Source organism: Christiangramia sp. LLG6405-1, assembly GCF_045055805.1.
In the GTDB taxonomy this organism is placed as follows: Bacteria; Bacteroidota; Bacteroidia; order Flavobacteriales; family Flavobacteriaceae; genus Christiangramia.
In genome coordinates, this window is the sequence record NZ_CP159330.1 from 836,327 (window position 1) to 852,748 (window position 16,422).

At 40.1% G+C, this 16,422-nt stretch carries 17 protein-coding genes; 7 read left to right on the forward strand and 10 right to left on the reverse strand.

Translation table 11 applies throughout. The annotated features are described in order from the left end of the window. The first annotated feature begins 52 nt into the window (after positions 1-52). Positions 53-811, forward strand: a complete 759-nt coding sequence (locus ABVM50_RS03885) for a UDP-2,3-diacylglucosamine diphosphatase (RefSeq protein ID WP_405200047.1) — start codon at positions 53-55, stop codon at positions 809-811. Here ABVM50_RS03885 and recJ read toward each other — a convergent pair. The 4 genes from recJ to ABVM50_RS03905 are packed head-to-tail and all read right to left on the reverse strand — an operon-like array spanning position 808 to position 4,601. Next, the gene (recJ, locus tag ABVM50_RS03890; RefSeq protein ID WP_405200048.1) at positions 808-2,508 is read right to left on the reverse strand and encodes a single-stranded-DNA-specific exonuclease RecJ; all 1,701 of its coding nucleotides are present in this window, start codon (positions 2,506-2,508) and stop codon (positions 808-810) included. The genes ABVM50_RS03885 and recJ overlap by 4 nt on opposite strands. A gap of 54 nt (positions 2,509-2,562) precedes the next feature. Then, positions 2,563-3,132, reverse strand: coding sequence for a uracil-DNA glycosylase family protein (locus ABVM50_RS03895; RefSeq protein ID WP_405200049.1), 570 nt, complete (start codon positions 3,130-3,132; stop codon positions 2,563-2,565). Positions 3,133-3,134: 2 nt separating this feature from the next. Further along, on the reverse strand, positions 3,135-3,806 hold the full coding sequence (gene rsmI / locus ABVM50_RS03900; protein ID WP_405200050.1) for a 16S rRNA (cytidine(1402)-2'-O)-methyltransferase: 672 nt from the start codon (positions 3,804-3,806) through the stop codon (positions 3,135-3,137). 6 nt (positions 3,807-3,812) lie between these two features. Continuing rightward, the gene (locus tag ABVM50_RS03905; RefSeq protein ID WP_405200051.1) at positions 3,813-4,601 is read right to left on the reverse strand and encodes a hypothetical protein; all 789 of its coding nucleotides are present in this window, start codon (positions 4,599-4,601) and stop codon (positions 3,813-3,815) included. A gap of 191 nt (positions 4,602-4,792) precedes the next feature. Here ABVM50_RS03905 and ABVM50_RS03910 point away from each other — a divergent pair, with 191 nt between their 5' ends. From ABVM50_RS03910 to ABVM50_RS03930, 5 genes are all read left to right on the forward strand, one after another. Beyond that, the gene (locus ABVM50_RS03910; RefSeq protein WP_405200052.1) at positions 4,793-5,437 is read left to right on the forward strand and encodes a thymidine kinase; all 645 of its coding nucleotides are present in this window, start codon (positions 4,793-4,795) and stop codon (positions 5,435-5,437) included. Next, positions 5,430-6,539, forward strand: a complete 1,110-nt coding sequence (gene alr, locus ABVM50_RS03915) for an alanine racemase (RefSeq protein ID WP_405200053.1) — start codon at positions 5,430-5,432, stop codon at positions 6,537-6,539. The genes ABVM50_RS03910 and alr overlap by 8 nt, the downstream gene beginning before the upstream one ends. A gap of 60 nt (positions 6,540-6,599) precedes the next feature. After that, positions 6,600-7,022 (forward strand): large conductance mechanosensitive channel protein MscL, encoded by a 423-nt coding sequence (gene mscL, locus ABVM50_RS03920; protein ID WP_405200054.1) that lies wholly within the window; start codon positions 6,600-6,602, stop codon positions 7,020-7,022. A gap of 185 nt (positions 7,023-7,207) precedes the next feature. After that, entirely contained in the window at positions 7,208-8,197 is a 990-nt protein-coding gene (locus ABVM50_RS03925; protein WP_405200055.1) for an aspartate-semialdehyde dehydrogenase, read from the forward strand. Positions 8,198-8,287: 90 nt separating this feature from the next. Next, on the forward strand, positions 8,288-10,444 hold the full coding sequence (locus ABVM50_RS03930; protein ID WP_405200056.1) for a prolyl oligopeptidase family protein: 2,157 nt from the start codon (positions 8,288-8,290) through the stop codon (positions 10,442-10,444). 74 nt (positions 10,445-10,518) lie between these two features. On the opposite strand, the gene ABVM50_RS03935 is transcribed toward ABVM50_RS03930, so the two are convergent. Further along, on the reverse strand, positions 10,519-11,115 hold the full coding sequence (locus ABVM50_RS03935) for an HAD family hydrolase (protein WP_405200057.1): 597 nt from the start codon (positions 11,113-11,115) through the stop codon (positions 10,519-10,521). Positions 11,116-11,219: 104 nt separating this feature from the next. Here ABVM50_RS03935 and ABVM50_RS03940 point away from each other — a divergent pair, with 104 nt between their 5' ends. Next, positions 11,220-12,194, forward strand: coding sequence for an ABC transporter ATP-binding protein (locus ABVM50_RS03940; protein WP_405200058.1), 975 nt, complete (start codon positions 11,220-11,222; stop codon positions 12,192-12,194). Here ABVM50_RS03940 and ABVM50_RS03945 read toward each other — a convergent pair. The 5 genes from ABVM50_RS03945 to accB form a co-directional block, all read right to left on the reverse strand. Beyond that, entirely contained in the window at positions 12,178-12,624 is a 447-nt protein-coding gene (locus ABVM50_RS03945; RefSeq protein ID WP_405200059.1) for a transcription elongation factor, read from the reverse strand. The genes ABVM50_RS03940 and ABVM50_RS03945 overlap by 17 nt on opposite strands. A gap of 6 nt (positions 12,625-12,630) precedes the next feature. Continuing rightward, entirely contained in the window at positions 12,631-13,302 is a 672-nt protein-coding gene (gene mtgA, locus ABVM50_RS03950) for a monofunctional biosynthetic peptidoglycan transglycosylase (protein WP_405200060.1), read from the reverse strand. Continuing rightward, positions 13,299-14,420: an NAD(P)/FAD-dependent oxidoreductase gene (locus tag ABVM50_RS03955; RefSeq protein ID WP_405200061.1), complete on the reverse strand. Its 1,122-nt coding sequence runs from the start codon at positions 14,418-14,420 to the stop codon at positions 13,299-13,301. Before ABVM50_RS03955 ends, mtgA begins: the two co-directional genes overlap by 4 nt. A 72-nt stretch (positions 14,421-14,492) precedes the next feature. Next, a complete protein-coding gene (gene accC / locus ABVM50_RS03960) occupies positions 14,493-15,842 on the reverse strand; it encodes an acetyl-CoA carboxylase biotin carboxylase subunit (protein WP_405200062.1) in 1,350 nt (449 codons plus the stop codon). A 65-nt stretch (positions 15,843-15,907) separates the two neighbouring features. After that, a complete protein-coding gene (accB, locus tag ABVM50_RS03965; RefSeq protein WP_141876325.1) occupies positions 15,908-16,411 on the reverse strand; it encodes an acetyl-CoA carboxylase biotin carboxyl carrier protein in 504 nt (167 codons plus the stop codon). Between the last annotated feature and the right edge of the window lie 11 nt (positions 16,412-16,422).

Here is a 16,422-nt window from a genome sequence, read left to right on the forward strand (position 1 = left end):
ATTAAAAATGAAGTTTCCATAGAATTTCTATCTTCGCTATAAGTTGTAAAACATGAAAGTTTCCCCGGGAAAAAAGATTTATTTCGCCAGTGATAATCATCTTGGCGCACCTACTCAGGAAGAAAGCAGACCGCGTGAAGCCAGGTTTGTGAAATGGCTTGATGAGATCAAAGAGGATGCAGAGGCGATTTTCCTTCTGGGAGACCTCTTCGATTTCTGGTTTGAATATAAACACGTGGTTCCTAAAGGCTTTGTTCGAACTCTGGGTAAACTGGCTGAAATTAGAGATTCAGGGATTCCCATCTATTTCTTTGTAGGAAATCATGATCTATGGATGCAGGATTATTTTCAGAAGGAATTAAATATTCCAGTCTATCATAAACCTAAGGAGTTCAAATTTTCAGGCAAGAAATTCCTCGTTGGTCATGGAGATGGATTAGGTCCTGGAGATCATGGCTACAAAAGAATGAAAAAAGTTTTTACCAACCCGCTTTCCAAATGGTTTTACCGCTGGCTACATCCTGATCTTGGAGTTCCCTTAGCGCAGTATTTTTCAGTAAAGAATAAAGCGATCTCAGGAGAAGAAGACATGAAGTTCTTAGGTGAGGAAAAAGAATGGCTTATACAATACTGCAAGCGTAAACTGGAGCAAAAAGACTATGATTATTTTCTTTTTGGTCACAGACACTTACCTATGGAGATCGATCTTGACGGTAAAGCTACTTATATCAATACTGGTGATTGGATCAATCATTACACTTTTGCGCAATTCGACGGAAAGGATCTTAAACTTGAAAAGCTGGTTTTCTAAATACTTTCTCGTATATCCTTCAGTCTAAGCTGAATCGTGGTATTACCATTCCAGGTATTTTCATCGAGACTAAAGACAGCGTCGAACTTCTTTCCCTGTTCTATCAAATTCAGTTTTTCGCCAAGGTTAAAGCCAATTACATCAAATTTTACGTTTGAGCCTTCCTGTTTTACCTGGCATTTCAGGTGAGTTTTATCTGCACCAACACATTTTCCGAAGCCAGTATCGGTTAAATTCCGGGTAAGGAAAACCGGCGACATATTCCCTGGACCAAAAGGAGCGAATTGTTTCAGGATCCGGTAAAATTTAGGCGTAATATCTTTCAGATCCAACTCGGTATCTATGGCAATTTCAGGAGTAAGAAGCTGCCTGTCGATCGTTTCTGAAACTACCTCTTCAAATTTTCTTTTAAAATTATCATATTCCGCTTCGAGCAGGGTTAATCCCGCTGCGTACTTATGACCTCCAAATTGCTCAATATGTTCACTACAGGCTTCCAGAGCTTCGTAAACATCAAAACCTTTTACAGATCGTGCTGAAGCCGCAAGACGTTCCCCGCTCTTTGTAAAAACAAGCGTTGGGCGATACCAGGTTTCGGTTAACCTGGAAGCTACAATCCCAATCACACCTTTGTGCCACTGTTCATCATAGACTACAGTAGTTAGTCGGTTTTCTTCTTGAAGATCCAGAATTTGCTGTTTCGCTTCTTCTGTAATACTTTTATCTGTACTTCGACGATCTGTGTTATAAGTCTCTATTTCTTCCGCATAAGTTGCAGAGATAGCTTCATCTTCTTCAGTAAGCAGATTTACCGCATGCAAACCATGTTTCATTCTTCCCGCAGCATTGATCCTTGGAGCTACGATAAATACAACATCTGTAATACTTACATTTTTACGTTCACCGAGCAAACTTTGAATCCCTTTTCGGGGGGCAACATTGATCACATGCAAACCATGATAAGCGAGAATCCTGTTTTCGCCAGTGATGGGAACAATATCTGCTCCAATGGCCGTAGCGACCAGATCGAGGTAGGGAAGTAAAGTCTCTTCAGGTTCGTTATTCTTAATAGTGATCGCCTGGATTAGTTTAAAACCAACACCGCAGCCACATAGTTCGTCATAAGGATAATTGCAATCGCTTCTTTTTGGATCAAGTACCGCTGCAGCATCTGGAATTTCATTGCCTGGGCGGTGATGATCACAAATCACGAAATCAATTCCTTTTTTCTTTGCATAAGCTACTTTATCGATCGCTTTGATTCCGCAGTCTAATGCAATAATGAGACTCACCTCATTATCTTCAGCATAATCGATTCCCTGGTAGGATACACCATAACCCTCAGCATACCTGTCTGGAATATAAGTGGTCACATTGGGATATCTGAATTTCAGAAAAGAAGACATTAGCGCGACACTGGTAGTTCCATCTACATCATAATCTCCATAGATCATAATATTTTCTCCAGCTTCCATCGCCTGTTCTATCCTGGCTACTGCCTTGTCCATATCCTTCATCAGGAAAGGATCGTGCAAACCATCTAATTGTGGCCTGAAAAATTTCTTTGCTTCTTCAAAGGTGGTAATTCCTCGCTGAACCAGTAATTTCGATACTGCCAGTCCGGTTCCAAGCTTTTCGGCGAGTGCCTGTGCTGTAATAGGATCAGGTTTTGGCTTCAGGGTCCAGCGCGTCTTCATAGTCGTTCAAATTTCAGCCGAAAGTAATAAAATTCTACTTCTAATCTAAGCGACTTATTCCCCTATTATTGACCGGATCTGTTTCTGAAGTGCAGGAACTATTGCCGACTCAAATTCCGGATTTTTCATTCTCCAGAATCGGTTTACCGGGGAAGGATGCGGCAACGGCCAGTACTCTGGAAGGTATTGCTCGTACTCATGAACTTTAGCCGTTAGATTATTTTTCTTTCCGAGGTAATAATTGGAAGCATACGCACCAATAAGGATCTTCAACTTCACGTTTTTTAAATACTGAAGAACCTCCTCATGCCATAATGGAGCGCATTCTTTCCTGGGCGGTAGATCGCCGGTCTTTGCTTTTCCAGGATAGCAGAAACCCATGGGCAGAATAGCAAAATTGTCGTGATCGTAAAAAGTATCATCATCAACTCCTAGCCATTCCCTTAACTTTTTACCACTTTGATCTTTCCAGGCTACACCAGATTCGTGCACCACTCTTCCCGGCGCCTGGCTGATAAGGATGATTTTGGATTTTGGTGTTGCTTCAATGATAGGTCTTGGCCCAAGAGGTAAATGTTCTTCACAAACCCTGCAGTCTCGTATGGTGGATAATAAGTCTTCCAAGATCAGGATTTTCCGGCAACTATGACCACCAACTCTCCTTTTGGCGGATTTTCGGTATAATGTTCATGAACTTCGGGAATGCTTCCCCGAACGGTTTCTTCATGCATTTTAGTGATCTCACGGGAGACGGAAAGACGACGATCTTCACCAAAATATTCCTGAAAGTGGCCTAATGTCTTAAGTAGTTTATGTGGTGATTCGTAAAAAATCATCGTGCGGGTTTCTTCAGCAAGAATTTTAAGTCTGGTTTGTCTTCCTTTTTTCACCGGAAGAAATCCTTCAAATACAAATTTGTCATTTGGAAGTCCGCTATTGACCAGTGCCGGAACAAAGGCCGTAGCCCCGGGAAGGCAATCCACTTCAATACCAGCTTCCACACAGGCCCGGGTCAATAAGAATCCAGGATCTGAAATTGCAGGAGTTCCCGCATCACTAATGAGGGCGATGGTCTCGCCAGCTTTAATTCTGGAAACAATATGATCTACTGTCTTATGCTCATTATGCATGTGGTGACTCTGCATGGGAGTTTGAACTTCCAGGTGCTTCAGTAGTTTACCACTATTACGGGTATCTTCAGCCAGAATAAGATCAACTTCCTTGAGAATACGGATTGCTCTCAAAGTGATATCCTCGAGATTCCCAATTGGCGTGGGAACCAGGTACAGTTTACCCATAATCGTTTATTTCCCGAACTTGTTTTCTATATGAGCTCTAAAACGCTCTTCGTATGCTTCCTTACCCTGCCAGTTGTTATAATCTGGCTTCACAACCAGGTCAATGAATTTTGAAGCTTCTTCCAGGCTGGTAAAAGTATTTAGCTGAGATAGTACGCGATTATAATCTGCCGTATCTCCGCCAAAAAGATGTTTTATATAAGCAAGACGTTCATTTAGACCAATATTGATCCCTTTTTTCAATCGATCATTTAAGGATCTTGGTTTATCACTGGCTGGAACAATCTTTACCGGTTCAAAGTCTGGCAAATTATCATAATCCACCCCTATATTTCTGAAATCTTTCTTCTCCTCAACCTGTTGTGAATAGGGTGCCGAATTAGAAACTTCTGGCGCATCGTTAATATGATTCATAAAGAGATCTACAGACTGACTTTCAGGTGGCATTTGCGCTACAATATCCTTGATCTTTTCAGTATTAGGTTCGGTAATCGCGTCTGAATCTTCATTGAATTCAGTTCCATCTGGATAAAATTCATCGTATGCAGATAATTGAGCTGGAGGCTCAGGCAGATCTTTCACTTTAGGTTTCGGAGCAGCCACTTCTTCCTGTTTTGCCACTTCTTTTTGCTGAGGAACTTCCTCTGAAAGATGTTTTTCAGTAAAAGCAAGAACAGTCAGTTTTTCATAGAGATGCAAAGCATTTTCCTTGAGCTCCATCGTGTTGAAATTCCCTTTATTCTGAAGGATTTTTTCCGCGATCTCCGCCAGATCAGCCTCAATTTTCTTTTTCATCGGTTTAATTTTATATGTTTTCTATCGGTCAGAAGCAATTCGCAAATAATGATATTTATAGGTAGGCAAATTAGGTTACTACTCATTTCATAACTTTCAAGATTCGCCCCGTCTCCGGGTTGTATTTTTAATAAATTTGTTCCACCTTTATACGAAAGAGGTATTTCTCGTTTCGATTTGAAAAATACAAAATGTTTCTCGAAAATACAGTAAATCACGAAGAGCAATTTGGGTGGATTGAGGTTATTTGCGGGTCAATGTTTTCCGGAAAAACGGAAGAATTGATACGCCGACTCAAACGCGCAAAATTTGCAAAACAGAATGTTGAGATCTTCAAACCTGCGATTGATGTTAGGTATGACGAGGAAATGGTCGTATCTCATGATTCCAATGAAATAAGATCTACTCCTGTACCTTCCGCTTCCAATATCCGGTTACTTGCAGATGGTTGTGACGTCGTTGGGATCGATGAAGCACAATTCTTTGATGATGAGATCGTAACGGTTTGTAATGATCTTGCCAACCAGGGAATTAGAGTGATCGTGGCCGGCCTGGACATGGATTTTAAAGGAAATCCTTTTGGACCTATGCCCAATCTAATGGCCACTGCAGAGTACGTTACGAAAGTGCATGCTGTTTGTACCAGAACTGGAAATCTTGCCCAGTTCAGTTATCGTAAAGCTATTAATGATGATCTGGTTTTTCTAGGCGAAAATGAAGAATATGAACCATTAAGTCGTGCTGCTTACTACAAGGCTATGCTGCGGGAGCGAGTGAAAAAGCTTGATGTGACTGTCGAAGAATTGAATGCTAAAAAAACCGAAGAAAATGCCTGAAGCCAAAGAGACGGTTCTTGAGATTGATCTTGGAGCACTGGCACATAATTACAGATATTTAAGAGCAAAGATCGATGAAGGAGTAAAGTTCCTGTCTGTAGTAAAAGCTTTTGCCTATGGGAATGATTCAGTTGTCATTGCCAGAAAACTGGAAGAACTTGGTACCGATTATTTTGCGGTTGCCTATGTGGAAGAAGGAATTCATCTTCGTAAAAATGGGATCACCAAACCTATTCTGGTATTACACCCACAATTCACACATTTCGAAGATATTATCGAGCATTGTCTCGAGCCTAATTTATACAGCGAAAAAATTCTACGTTCTTTTGTAGAGACTGCTGAAGCTAAAAATCAAAAGAACTACCCTGTTCATATCAAGCTGAATACCGGTTTGAACAGGCTTGGTTTTGATCATCCAGAGATTGGAACTATCAAGGAAATCATTAGTAGTACTTCCAGCCTGAAGATCGCTTCTGTTTTTTCCCATCTCGCCGCAAGTGAGGACTGGAAAGAACGTGAATTCACGGTAGGACAGATCGACCTTTTCAGGAAAATGACCTGGGAATTAATTGCAGACCTTGACTATGAACCTATACTCCATATTTGCAATACTTCTGGCGTGATCAATTACCCGAAGTCGGCTTTTAGTATGGTGCGCAGCGGAATTGGCTTATATGGCTATGGAAATGATAAAAATATCGATCCTGAACTAAGACCAATTTCTACGCTTAAAACGATCATTTCCCAGATTAGAAGTCTCGACAAAGGGGATACGGTAGGTTACAACCGCGCGTTTAAAGTGGAGAAACCTACTCGCATCGCAACACTGCCTTTGGGTCATGCTGATGGGATCAACAGGATCTACGGAAAAGGAAAAGCCGGAGTCTTTATAAATGGTGAATATGCTCCTATCGCTGGTAATGTATGCATGGATATTATCATGGTAGATGTGACCAATATTTCATGTGAAGAAGGTGATGAAGTGATCGTATTTGGAGGACCTCAGCATCCAGTGAAATTTGCTGAAGCTGGAGGCACTATTTCTTATGAATTGATCACCGGAATACAACGCAGAGTCACACGAATTGTAATACCCGAATAACAAATCTTAAAAATTTAAGAAAATTTTATACATTTGGAAATCAACTAACAACTATAATTCATGAGTTTTTTTTCAGATTTCAAAGCATTCCTACTTAAGAAGGATATCGTAGCACTGGCTACTGCAGTAATTATTGGCGCTGCTTTTAACAAAGTTATCTCTTCTGTTGTTGCAGACATTTTCATGCCCATCATTGGATTACTCACCGGTGGAGCAGATCTAACCCAGCAATTTATTTCTCTAGATGGTGTAGAATACGAAAGTCTTGAAGCTGCGATCGAAGCTGAAGCTGCAATCCTTACCTACGGAAATTTAATACAGGCGATCATTTACTTTATTATCGTGGGTCTGTTCATTTTCATATTCTTAAGAGCTTATGAAAAGACAAAGAAGAAAGAAGAAGCTGCAGCTCCTGCAGGACCATCGAAAGAAGAAGTTTTACTTACCGAAATTCGAGACGAACTAAGAAAGAACAATATTTAAGACGTACGCTTACCGCTACATTACTCATTCTTAAACTAAACCCCTGGCAAAAACCAGGGGTCTTTTTTTAACAATAACTTGAAATTGGTTCAATTTTTTAAAATTCCTGAAATTTTTATTAGGGAAGCAGTCAGAATAATTTCCAAGCAATAACTTTGCAATTCACTTTTTAAAGTAAGCAAATTATGAAAGTAGCTGTAGTAGGAGCAACCGGGATGGTAGGAAGCGTAATGCTTAAAGTACTGGAAGAACGTAATTTTCCACTTACCGAACTTATTCCTGTAGCTTCTGAAAGATCTGTAGGTAAGAAATTGACCTATAATGGTAAGGATTTCGAAGTAGTAAGTCTTGAAACCGCAGTTTCCATGAAACCGGAAGTAGCCATATTTTCAGCTGGTGGAGACACTTCATTAGAATGGGCTCCAAAATTTGCTTCCGCAGGAACTACAGTGATCGATAATTCTTCAGCATGGAGAATGAATCCGAAGAATAAACTTATCATTCCCGAGATCAATGCTAACCTGCTTTCAGAAAAAGATAAGATCATTGCGAATCCTAATTGTTCTACAATACAGTTATTAATGGCCTTAAAACCATTGCATGATGCGTATACTATCAAGCGAGTTGTGGTTTCAACCTACCAGTCTATCACTGGAACTGGCGTAAAAGCCGTGCAACAGCTGGAGAACGAGTATGCAGGCAAGAAAGAAGAAATGGCTTATCCTTATCCAATTCATAAAAATGCGTTGCCGCATTGCGATGTATTCCAGGAAAATGGATACACGAAAGAGGAGATGAAATTAACGAACGAAACCAAGAAAATTCTCGATGATGATTCAGTAAACGTTACAGCAACCGCGATTAGAATTCCGGTGGTTGGAGGACATTCAGAATCGGTGAATATCGAGTTTCATAAAGAATTTGAAGAAGCAGATGTTAGAAAGATCCTGAGTGATTTTCCAGGAATTACGGTGCAGGATAACCCGGAATTAAATACTTATCCAATGCCTATTTATGCCGAAGGAAAAGATGATGTTTTTGTAGGTAGAATTCGAAGAGATCATTCCCAGCCAAAGACACTAAATATGTGGATAGTTGCTGATAATCTACGAAAAGGTGCCGCGACAAATGCGGTGCAGATCGCAGAATATTTACTGGAGCAGAAACTACTGTAATACACAAATTTAAAATTTTACTTAAAAGCCTGAAACTCTACAGATTCAGGCTTTTTTATTCTTATTTTAGGTCTCTAAACTAAGAATTGTATGAAGAAAATTTATTCAGGCATTATTGGGCTGGGGTTAGTTGCCGGCTCACTAAGTGCACAAAGTCAAAACCAAAGCAAATTGAACTATCCTGAAACCAAGAAAGTTGATACTGTAACCGATTATTTTGGAACCGAGGTAAAAGATCCATATCGCTGGCTCGAGGATGATCGTAGCGAGGAAACCGAGAACTGGGTAAAAAGACAGAATGAGGTGACTTTCGATTACCTTGAGAACATTCCGTACAGAAATAAACTTAAGGAACGTCTTACAAAGTTATGGGATTATGAAAAACTGAGCGCTCCTTTTACTGAAGGTGGAAAGATCTATTTCTTTAAAAACGACGGACTTCAGAATCAAAGTGTTCTTTATCACCGTGAATCAGAAGAAGCGGAAGCAAAAGTATTTTTAGACCCGAATAAATTCATTGAAGATGGTACTACTTCTCTTGCGGGAATGAGCTTTTCCGAAGATGGAAAAAAGCTAGCCTATGCTATTTCTGAAGGTGGAAGCGACTGGAGAAAGATCATTTTGATGAATGCTGATGATAAAAAGATCCTTGGCGATACGATCAAAGATGTAAAGTTCAGCGGAATTTCTTGGAAAGGCAATGAAGGTTTTTACTACTCAAGCTATGACAAGCCTGATGGAAGTGAGCTTTCAGCAAAGACAGATCAGCATAAATTATATTATCATAAACTTGGAACGCCACAAAGCGATGACAAGATCATCTTCGGAAATTCTGAAGCACAAAAACGTCGTTATGTAGGAGGAAGTGTTACTGAAGATAATAGTTACCTGATCATTTCGGCCCGTAATTCAACTTCTGGCGGGGAACTTTATATGATGGACCTTCAGAAGGAAAATCCAGAACTGGTTACAATTTTAGATAATCAGGATACCGATTCTTATGTGATCGAAAATGAGGGTAGCAAATTATTTATCGTGACCAATCTTGACGCGCCAAACAAGAAGATCGTGACCGTTGACGCCAGCGATCCAAGTCCGGAGAACTGGGAGGATTTTATCCCGGAAACCGAGCATGTATTGAGTCCTTCAACCGGTGGTGGTTATTTCTTTACAGAGTATATGGTAGATGCCATTTCAAAAGTAAAACAATACGATTATGATGGAAAACTTGTACGTGAAGTAGAACTTCCAGGCGTAGGTTCTGCCGGAGGTTTTGGAGCAAAGAAAGATAAAGATGTACTTTACTATAGCTTCACAAATTACGTGACTCCGGGTACTATTTATAAATATGATATTGAAAATGGTACTTCTGAAGTTTACAATAAACCAAACATAGATTTTGATCCCGAACAGTTTACCAGCGAACAGGTATTCTACGAATCAAAGGATGGTACGAAGATCCCAATGATCATTACCTACAAAAAGGGAACTCAAGTTAACGGAAAGAATCCAACGATCCTTTATGGTTATGGAGGATTCAATGTGAGCCTGACTCCGGGTTTTAGCACTGCAATGAGCGTATGGCTGGAGCAAGGCGGTGTTTACGCCGTTCCTAACCTTCGAGGTGGTGGTGAATATGGTAAAGCATGGCATGATGCAGGTACAAAGCTTAAAAAGCAGAATGTATTTGATGATTTCATTGCTGCTGCAGAATACCTAATCGACAATGATTATACCTCCAGCGATTATCTTGCTGTAAGAGGTGGTTCTAACGGTGGACTGCTTGTAGGTGCTACTATGACTCAGCGACCTGATCTTATGAAAGTAGCATTGCCTGCAGTTGGAGTTATGGACATGTTAAGATATCATACGTTTACCGCCGGTGCAGGATGGGCTTATGATTATGGTACTTCGGAAGATAATAAAGAAATGTTCCAGTATCTATATAACTATTCTCCAGTGCATAGTGTTGAGGCAGGTATAGAATATCCTGCGACTCTGGTGACTACTGGAGATCATGATGATCGTGTAGTGCCTGCTCATTCTTTTAAATATGCTGCCGAACTACAGGATAAGCAAGAAGGAACTAATCCTACGCTAATCAGGATTGAGACAAATGCCGGTCATGGTGCAGGAAAGCCAACCAGTAAGATCATTGAAGAATATGCAGATATCTTCGGTTTCACTCTTTATAATATGGGTTTTGAAGCACTTCCAAGTGAACTGAAAGAGATTTCTAAAGATTAATATTGTTGATCATCTGGATCACTAAAAAAGCGCGGCTCTTCAGCCGCGCTTTTTTTGTTTTATTTCGGGAAGCTTTAGTTTACCTGCTTTAATTCCCCAGACTCTTCATCTACCAGAAACCCTTTTTCAGCTTTATGCAAGATCTCTTCATCATCATCTGAGTAAGCTTCCAGCAATTCATATTCTCCAAGCGCTTCGTCTAAACGTCTTATTTTCTCTTCATCGTTACAAGCCTTGCCATCAATAGTATAATCACCATTCTTATAAGTAGTTCTTGTTCCAAGTACCTGAACGGGAAGAATTTGTTCCAGATATTTCGTATAGACTTCGAATCCACCGGTAACTACAAACACCTTGATACCCTGCTCATCAAATTTCTGAATATCTTCTAGCATTTTATTTCTGAAGAATTCCGGGTATTCCAAGTTCCAGAATTGCTTTGCATACTTTTTCACCGTTTCCGGATCCAGATCTTTGAGATAATCGTAGAAGTTTTCTTTGAAATCAGTTTTGCTGACAAGCCGCATATTTCCCAGCATTTTCAACCATCCAAGCTGGGCAAGTCTTATCAGCTTATATCCATTTTTATAACATACAAATTTGAAAAATTCATCTTTGGAAGATTTTTGATATAAGGTCTTATTGAGATCGTAAACGACTATTTTTTGCATTCGATGATTCTATTCTAATTTATGTTCTTTAGCTTTAAAATAAGTTACGTAAATAGCCATTTCCGGAAACTTATATTATGATAATTTCAACAAGAATTTAACCTATGCTTCAGCTTAAGAATGTCTCCTTCGCCTATGATACTGAGCCTGTATTGAAGAATATCAATATGAACATAATACCGGCTGAGAACATTTCGATCATTGGTGAAAGTGGCTGTGGTAAAAGCACCTTGCTAAAACTCATCTACGGACTCTTACATACAGAAGGAAAGATCACCTGGAAAGATAAAGAGCTTCTAGGTCCTAATTTCAACCTGGTTCCCGGAGAAGACTTTATAAAATATCTTGCCCAGGATTTTGATTTGATGTTACCACTAAGCGCTGCTGATAATGTTGGGAAATACCTCAGTAATTTTTATCCTGTCAAAAAAAAACGCCGAATCAAAGAATTACTGGAGGTTGTAGAAATGACCGATCTTGCTGATAAAAAAGCAAAATTACTAAGTGGCGGGCAGCAGCAAAGAATTGCCTTGGCTCGTGCTTTAGCTAAAGAACCAGAAATATTGTTACTCGATGAACCTTTTAGCCATATAGATCACTTCAGAAAAAATAAGTTGAGAAGAAAGCTTTTCGCTTACCTGAAGGAGCAGAATATCACGTGTATCATTGCCACACATGACAGTACCGATGCATTGGCTTTTGCCGATAGAACCTTTGTTCTTAAAAACTCAAAGATCTACGCTCAGGGAACTCCTCGGGAATTATATGAGCAACCGCAAAATCATTATGTCGCCAGCCTGTTTGGAGATGTAAACCATATTCCTGTCAAATTGCTTAAAATAGATCATGACAGTAATAACAAAGTAGTGGTCTATCCTCATGAATTAAAGATCACACAATCTGGCACCGAAGCTACAGTCAGGAAATCATATTTTAAAGGAGAGGTTTTCCTGGTTGAAGTATTGGCCGGAAATAGAACGATACTAATAGATCACCATGAAGAATTGATCGCTGGCACAAAGATTTATTTTAAAGTGAAAGACGAGGTGTTGGAAACTCGAATTAAATTATCTTTTTAATAAGTACCTCTTGCTGATTAAAAGTGTAGCAGTCATTCTCAGTTTTTCCAAGCATGGCGATAGCAACTGGAGCTTTACTACCTATGGCATAGAATTTAGTGTCCTGAACGATGATTTCCCCAGCTGGAATAGAAATAAAATAATTAGCCTTTTCAGTATAAATGATACTACCTGCTTTCACGATCCCAGAGTCGGTTTGTACACTGATCCGCTTTAAAACAGACTGCATTTGCTCATATTGCTGTAATTGATTGCTGAGTTTGTTCCACTCAATATTGATCATTTCTCTGCCAGTCTCAAACTTGTCTCCAGCACTACTCTTGGATTCGTTTTCCAAATCCTGTTTTAATCCCTGCATCGCATTTTGCAAAGCAGTTGTTTTTTGCTGAATGAAATGCTCACATTTCTCCAACAATTCTTGTTTAAGCATTTCCATTTAGTCTAAGCTAAGTTTACCAAGATTTTGCATCTGCCGAACGATCCAGTTCTTTCTGTTGGTAATAAAAGAAGACGCCGGACTTGCTCGATATACCCTTGGATTCGGCAACACAGCAGCAATAGCCGCGGCTTCATAAGCTCCAAGGTTTACAGCTTCCTTACCAAACCAATGTTTTGATGCCGCTTGCGCGCCGTAGACTCCTTTACCCATTTCAATACTATTCAGGTAGACTTCAAGAATTCGTTCTTTACCCCAAATTATTTCGATCAGGAATGTAAAATATGCTTCCAGGCCTTTCCGAAACCAGGTTCTTCCCGGGTACAGGAAAACATTTTTCGCAGTTTGTTGTGAAATTGTGCTTGCTCCCCGAATCTTTCTTCCATTGCGATTATCTTCCATAGCTTCCTTAATCGCTTCAAAATCGAAGCCACTATGAGAAGGGAAATTCTGGTCTTCACTAGCGATGACCGCTTTCTGGAGATGACCTGATATTTCATCCATTGCTACCCAGTCGTGCTTAATATCTTCCTCTGGATTTTCAAAGTAACGTATCACCATTAAAGGAGTAAAAGGAACTGGCACCCATTTATAGATCACTACGATAGCAATACTAAACAGGAACAGTCCAAGAAGTACCTTGAAGATAAATCTAAAAAATTTTCTGTTCATGAATTCAATGTTATTTCGGCCAGGTCTCTTCCAACCAGGCTACCAATTGTGATCCCCATTCCACCAAGGCGAACTCCGCAGCTTACATTTCTGGAAAGTGCCTTCACCATTGGTTGCCTTGAGGATCCAATCCCCATGATCCCGCTCCACTTTCTGTCTATTTCAAAATTGGTCTCAGGCAAGATACAGGTTTTTAATAAGTGCTCAAGTTTGTTCTGGACAAGAGCGGTTGTGCCCATTTGTTCAGTCTCTTCAGCTTCGAAATCCAGGTTACGACCACCTCCAATAAGGACACGATTTCCAATATTTCGAAAATAGTAATAACCTCTGTCCAGATGAAAAGTGCCTTTAAGATTCAAATTTTTGATGGGCTTGGTGATCAATACCTGTGCGCGGGCTGGTTTTACATGATCAAGTCCAAGGCTGGATGCAAATCCATTGGTCGCGATCAATAATTTTTTAGCTGAAATTTGAAATTTATCTGTTTCGATCCTGACGGAATGTTCTTCATCGAAAAACGAATTTACTATAATACCGTTGAGCACCTGTATATCTTCAGAAGATACTTTCTTCAATAGTGTTTGCATCAACTTACCGGTGTCGATCTGTCCTTCAAATTGATTCACAATAAGTCTGGGCATAATGTTACTGAAGCCAAAGGAATTAGAAGTTTCTCTAAAAACGGACTCTCCAAAGACCGGTTTCAGCATACTATTAATGACTGGAATAGCCTCCATACTGCGCTGGTACAAATCTTCATCTGCACTGGTAAAAAGTTCGTATCCTCCATTCTGCTGAAAATCGATCTGTGTGTCACCCAGATTCTTCCGAAGTAAAGAGAGTCCGTTACGACGCTTTTCTACTAGCTCAACCACTTCATCTTCAGATAAAGTTTTAAGATCATCAAGGATTTCAGAAATACTTCCGAAGCAGGCAAAACCAGCGTTTTTGGTGCTAGCTCCTTCTGGAAGCAGCCCTTTCTCAATAATGAGAATTTTAGCCGATGGTTTTGATTTTCGTAGGTGCAAAGCACAGTTTAAACCTGTGATCCCACTGCCTATAATACAATAGTCGATATTAATGATCCAGGATTCATGTTCCCAGAAGGAAAGATTCATGTTCGTTTTTAGTTTCAGGTCAAATTACAAAAAGTAGTGCATAAAAAACCCCGGAAGTTCCGGGGTTAATTTTTATTCTTCCAGAGGTTTCATTTTAAAATCCTCCATGAATTTAGTAGTATAATTACCTTCAATATAATCTGGATGATCCATCAACTGGCGGTGGAATGGAATCGTGGTTTTAACACCCTCGATCACAAACTCGTCCAGTGCACGCTTCATTTTGTTGATCGCTTCCTCTCTTGTTTGAGCGGTCGTGATCAATTTCGCGATCATTGAATCATAATTTGGAGGGATCACATAGCCACTATAAACGTGGGTGTCGATACGAACTCCGTGACCTCCCGGTGCATGAAGATTGGTGATCTTCCCCGGTGATGGTCTAAAGTTATGATATGGGTCTTCTGCGTTGATTCTACACTCGATAGAATGTAACTGCGGAATATAATTCTTACCTGAAATTGGCACTCCAGAAGCTACAAGAATCTGCTCACGAATAAGATCGTAATCGATCACCTGCTCTGTAATTGGGTGCTCAACCTGGATACGCGTATTCATTTCCATAAAATAGAAATTTCTATGCTTATCTACCAGGAATTCAACAGTACCAGCACCCTCATACTTAATATATTCAGCAGCTTTTACCGCAGCATCACCCATTTTCTTACGTAGCGTATCTGTCATAAAAGGTGACGGAGTTTCTTCAGTAAGTTTCTGGTGACGTCTTTGTACAGAACAATCTCTTTCAGAAAGATGACAGGCCTTACCGCTACTGTCTCCTACGATCTGGATCTCGATATGGCGTGGCTCTTCAATAAGCTTTTCCATATACATCCCATCATTTCCAAAAGATGCTGCTGCTTCTTTACGGGCAGATTCCCAGGCTGGTTCCAGCTCTTCTTCTTTCCAGATAGCTCGCATCCCTTTACCTCCACCTCCAGCAGTTGCCTTAAGCATCACAGGGTATCCAACTTCCTTGGCTAGTTTTTTACATTCTGTAAAATCCTTTATAATCCCTTCAGATCCAGGAACACATGGTACTCCAGCCGCTCTCATCGTAGCTTTAGCTGTTGCCTTATCTCCCATTTTACTAATCATCTCTGGTGAAGCTCCAATGAATTTAATATCATGTTCTTCACAGATCTTGGAAAATTTAGCATTTTCAGAAAGGAAACCGTATCCCGGGTGGATCGCATCAGCATTGGTAATCTCTGCTGCAGCGATGATATTCGAAATTTTAAGATAGGAAAGGTTACTTGGTGGTGGTCCAATACAAACCGCTTCATCTGCAAATCTAACGTGTAGACTTTCAGCATCTGCAGTAGAGTAAACCGCTACCGTTTTTATTCCCATTTCCTTACAGGTACGAATCACACGAAGTGCGATCTCTCCCCTGTTTGCAATCAATATTTTTTTAAACATACCTAGTTGCTTTTAAAGTTCTGAAGCCCATAAATGGGCTTGCAGGTGTTAAAATGGGCAGTAATTTATGACGGATCTACCAGGTAAAGTGGCTGATCGAACTCTACAGGAGATGAATCATCTACCAGTACTTTTACGATCTTTCCAGATACTTCACTTTCGATCTCGTTGAAAAGTTTCATTGCTTCAATGATACAAAGTACATCACCTTCTTTTACTGAATCTCCTACCTCAACAAAAGTTGGCTTGTCTGGAGAAGGCTTTCTATAGAATGTCCCGATTATAGGAGATTTTACAGTGATGTATTTAGAATCATCATCTGCGGCCTGCTTGTCTTCAGCGGCTGGAGCAGCTTCCTGAGGAGCAGCTTGTTGTGCCGGAGCCTGCTGTTGAGCTGGCATTTGCTGTAGTTGTTGTCCTCCCATAGGAACCTGTTGTACTATGGTAGTTTCCTTATCGTCTGAACCTGTTTTAATTGTGATCTTTACATCACCTGTTTCAAGTTTAACCTCACTTGCGCCAGATTTAGCCACAAATTTAATCAGATTCTGAATTTCCTTTAAATCCATAATATTGGTGT